General features: G+C 43.5%; 3 protein-coding genes. 1 reads left to right on the top strand and 2 read right to left on the bottom strand.

Features of this window, described 5'->3' with window-relative positions:
- Nucleotides 1–140 precede the first annotated feature (140 nt).
- Together cpcD and rlmN are read right to left on the bottom strand one after the other, a co-directional pair.
- Entirely contained in the window at nucleotides 141–365 is a 225-nt protein-coding gene (gene cpcD / locus PX484_RS23435; protein WP_288105808.1) for a rod-capping linker protein CpcD, read from the bottom strand.
- Between the two features lie 281 nt (nucleotides 366–646).
- Nucleotides 647–1,660 carry a dual-specificity RNA methyltransferase RlmN gene (gene rlmN / locus PX484_RS23440; protein WP_288105811.1) on the bottom strand — a complete coding sequence of 338 codons (1,014 nt, stop codon included), beginning with the start codon at nucleotides 1,658–1,660 and terminating at the stop codon, nucleotides 647–649.
- A gap of 343 nt (nucleotides 1,661–2,003) precedes the next feature.
- Between rlmN and rimK the strand changes: the two genes are divergently transcribed.
- Nucleotides 2,004–2,909, top strand: a complete 906-nt coding sequence (gene rimK / locus PX484_RS23445) for a 30S ribosomal protein S6--L-glutamate ligase (RefSeq protein WP_002776181.1) — start codon at nucleotides 2,004–2,006, stop codon at nucleotides 2,907–2,909.
- Nucleotides 2,910–3,128 lie beyond the last annotated feature (219 nt).

Consider the following 3,128-nt stretch of genomic DNA (forward strand, 5'->3'; position numbering starts at 1 on the left):
CCAAGCTTTTCTGGTCGGAACCCCCTAAGCCGAGTTTTCAAGGTGCTGCGCCGTCCACTTGGTTTTCGAGACTGGCCTTTTAATTCTAACGTAAAGCCAACCTAGAACGGCGGGGTTTCAGACCCAAAATTTCCGATGAACTACTCGGCCGCAGCAGCGTTTAAGGGTTTAATGCTGACGATGCGACCGCCTAAACGGGTAATCCGACGCATTTCTTGATTCATGCGGCTATAGGGAACGGTCAAAAAGACACTGCCACTCTTACGGATAGAATAATCTAGGTTATCAGTATTGTCATTTTGACTCAAACCGACGACTTCATAGACAAAAAGGCGATTTTCTTTGGCACTAGAGAGACTTTGCATCGAAATGGCTCCTACATTGATGTTATAGTTCTCTAGTTTAGCCTAGCAGGGAGACTAGCAATCTAGTTAGGGTTTGCGGCAAAAAGTTTCTCGTGGGGCCAGGGTGTGGGGTGTAGGGTGTAGGGTGTAGGGTTTTATTTTAAGGTACTTTTCCCCTGAAATTTCCCCCCGATCCCTCCAATGGCTGGCACTTTTTGATTTTCCAAAAGTCTAAACGTCTTACCCAACAAGGTTTTTAGATTTATTCAGCCAACCCTAGTTAATGGCTGATTTACGGCCGTTTATTGTACCATAACGCTCGATCGCAATTGTCCACAGGCCGCATCGGTCGCTAAACCTCTGGAATAACGGACAGTAACGGCGACTTTTTCCTGTTCTAAAATAGTTTTAAAAGCCTTAATTCTCTTTTCATCAGGCCGTTGATAATCCACCTCCTGAATAGGATTATAGGGGATTAAATTGACGTGAGATTGAAAACCTTTCACCAGTTTGGCTAATTCCCCTGCGTGTTCAGGTAAATCATTCACTCCCGCTAAAAGAATGTATTCAAATGTCACCCTTCGTCCCGTGATTTGAACGTATTCCTGACAGTCTTGGATCAGATTACTTAGGGGATAATGGTCGGCACTGGGGATTAATTTAGCTCGAACTTGTTGATTAGAAGCATGGAGACTAACAGCAAAAGTTATTTGCAAATTATGTTCGGCTAGTTGCTTGATTTTATGGGGTAATCCCACCGTCGAAATAGTTAAACAACGCTGACCGATACCCACATCTTTATTAAGGGAATGAATCGCCGTAACTACTTCGGGGATATTTAATAAAGGTTCCCCCATACCCATAAACACCACATGACTAACTCGCTGTTGAAAATCCTCCTGTACTGTTAACACTTGGTCAACGATTTCATGAGCTTTTAAATTACGAGTAAACCCCCCTTTTCCCGTGGCACAAAAATCACAGGCCATCGGGCAACCCACTTGCGAAGAAACACAGACTGTCAATCTTTTTTCACTAGGAATTCCCACCGCTTCGATGATTAAACCATCCGCCAGTTTTAGCAGATATTTACGGGTGCGATCGGGTGCTACACTGCGATAATGTATAAGGGAACGACCGATAGGATAATCCGCCAGCTTGCTGCGCCATTCTTGGGGGAATACGGAAATATCCGCCAAAGAATGCACCCCTTTTTCGTATAGCCATTGGTGTAATTGTTTCCCCCGATAAGCGGGTTGTCCCTGGTCTTTTACCCAGTCGGTCAGTTCCTCTAAAGATTTCGCTAGTAAAGTCATAAGTAGGTAGGCGTTAAAAATTATCAGACACCCCCGTTATCAAGGGTAGGGTTGATTCATGAATCAACCCTACCTTATTAAGGGGGGATTAAAGGCAAAATCCATTTTTAATTTAATTATAACCAGCTACTTAAACTTAGCCTGACGACAAAAACAAATCTAGTCTTAAGCTTGATCTTTTTTACTTTTCACCTAACCTAACTGTTCAAGGGGAACTGTCAGTGCCATAATAATCGATGGACTTCGATCGAGAGCAGAAATTTTATGAGTTGCCGGCCAAACAAGCCAATATGGGGGAATAAGGATCTATTCAGTTGTAAAATCAATATTTAAGCGAAAATTTATGAAAATCGCTATTTTATCCCAAGATGCTTCTCTTTATTCGACCAAGCGACTGAAAGAAGCGGGAGAAGCTCAAGGCCATGAGGTGCGAGTGATCAATTATTTGCGCTGTTACATGAACATCACCTCCCATAAACCCACGGTTGTCTATAACGGTAAACCCTTGGAGAGTTTTGACGCGATTATTCCCCGCATTGCCGCCTCAAAAACCTTCTATGGAACCGCAGTCGTCCGACAATTCGAGGTGATGAATGTTTTTACTGCCAACGACTCGCAAGCAATTTCTCGGTCGCGGGATAAATTGCGTTGTCTGCAAATCCTCGCTCGGGAAGGGATAGGTTTACCGGTGACGGGAATTGCTCACGCAACTCAAGATATCGATGGTTTAATCGAAACCGTCGGCGGCACCCCTCTGGTGATTAAATTATTAGAGGGAACTCAAGGTATTGGGGTAGTCTTAGCGGAAACCGATCAAGCAGCCAAGTCAGTTATTGAAGCTTTTCGGCAATTAGAGGCTAATATTCTAGTACAAGAGTATATTAAAGAGGCCAGTGGGGCAGATCTGCGCTGTTTTGTCATCGATGGAAAAGTGGTGGCCTCGATGAAGCGACAGGGGGCCGAGGGGGATTTTCGTTCTAATCTTCACCGGGGTGGCAAAGCAGAAAAGATAAAATTAACCCCGGAGGAACGCAGTACGGCTATACGGGCCACTAAAGCCATGGGTTTACGGGTTGCGGGTGTGGACTTATTACGGTCTAATCACGGGCCTGTGGTTATCGAGGTCAATTCCTCTCCCGGTTTAGAAGGAATAGAAGCGGCCACCGGTGTGGATGTGGCCAAAAAAATTATTGATTTTGTCGCTAAAAATGCCACCTTAGTCCTAAATCGCGATCGATATCAATATTAGCCGTCAGCCTTGCATCAGTTATCAGTTATCAGTTATCAGTTATAGCATTTACATTTGAGACGTGGAAACCAATTTCTGAAAAAAAATGCTATAATCTAAGTCAATGTTTTAATAACTTTAATTATGGACAAGGCTCAGAAAATCAAAAAAGATATCGAGGAACTAGATAAATGGATTAAAACGAATCCAGATTCAAGAGAATTAAAAAGAGCTATTGCC

It is taken from the genome of Microcystis sp. M49636_WE2 (genome assembly GCF_030065375.1).
Classification (GTDB): Bacteria; Cyanobacteriota; Cyanobacteriia; order Cyanobacteriales; family Microcystaceae; genus Microcystis; species Microcystis aeruginosa_C.